An 863-nucleotide genomic window follows, 5' to 3' on the forward strand; every position below is an offset into this window, starting at 1 on the left:
AGGCTGATAATTTTCTCTCATAAAAGAAAAAAATAACCCAAAAAATCTGGGTTAGGAATAATTTCAACTTATACAAATTGATAGAATTTTATCGACTGTTTTTCTTTAGACAGATAAAATCTTCTGGTTATAAAATTGGGTTAGTCTTCGTGCCAATCCTCAGAGCCAATCAAATCAATAATCCGATCTCGCAGTAAAAAGTCGTGATCTTCTAGTTCACACTCAACGCATTCCCAGTCTCGGGAAGGAATATATTGACAAAGGGTGTAAATCGGTTGATGACAGCATACAACGCCCTGACAAACTAGCTGACGGGCTTCATCTTTGATGAGATCAATTGAATAAACTTTGGTTTGAAGCATTGTTCATCTCTCTCCCCTGATATTAAAACAACTATCCAGCACAATTTCAACTCTGAACAGAACTCAAGAACAAAACGGCTGGAAATCAAAATTCAATTTCCAACTCAATTGTCCTATAGCTTGAGCATTTTTATCTATTTACTTTAAGATTATTAACACAAAGTTTCTCCCCCTCAAAGTGGCAATCCACTCAAGGTTTGTGTTAAGCTGTAACTAGAAAGATAAAATGGGTAGTTATTTTGCCAGTTGAGCTTTAGCGGTTTGCCAAAGGGCTTCTAATTCTTCTAAGGTGTAGTCTGATAAAGGGCGATCGCAAGCTTGTTCCAGTAAAGAAAATCGCTGAATAAATCGCTGATTCGTCCCCTGTAACGCTGCTTCGGGATCAAGTTCAGACCATCGCGCTAAATTCACCAAAGTAAATAAAATATCTCCTAATTCCGCTTGTTGGTTGGCTTTCTCCTCATGCAAAAGAGCGTGTTCAAACTCAGAGATCGGAAGAGC

At 38.0% G+C, this 863-nt stretch carries 2 protein-coding genes; both read right to left on the reverse strand.

Going from position 1 to position 863, the window contains the following annotated elements; all coding sequences use genetic code 11:
• Nucleotides 1-140: 140 nt before the first annotated feature.
• Nucleotides 141-362: a DUF4327 family protein gene (locus M595_RS28030; protein ID WP_023068494.1), complete on the reverse strand. Its 222-nt coding sequence runs from the start codon at nt 360-362 to the stop codon at nt 141-143.
• A gap of 234 nt (nt 363-596) precedes the next feature.
• Nucleotides 597-863: MazG nucleotide pyrophosphohydrolase domain-containing protein (locus M595_RS28035; protein WP_040484793.1), on the reverse strand; the 267-nt coding region annotated here is incomplete at its 5' end.

Source organism: Lyngbya aestuarii BL J (assembly GCF_000478195.2).
GTDB lineage: Bacteria > Cyanobacteriota > Cyanobacteriia > Cyanobacteriales > Microcoleaceae > Capilliphycus > Capilliphycus aestuarii.

What these genes read in the sequence shown, in the direction of transcription:
- M595_RS28030 (WP_023068494.1), bottom strand. Translation starts at nt 362, where the DNA reads ATGCTTCAAACCAAAGTTTATTCAATTGATCTCATCAAAGATGAAGCC.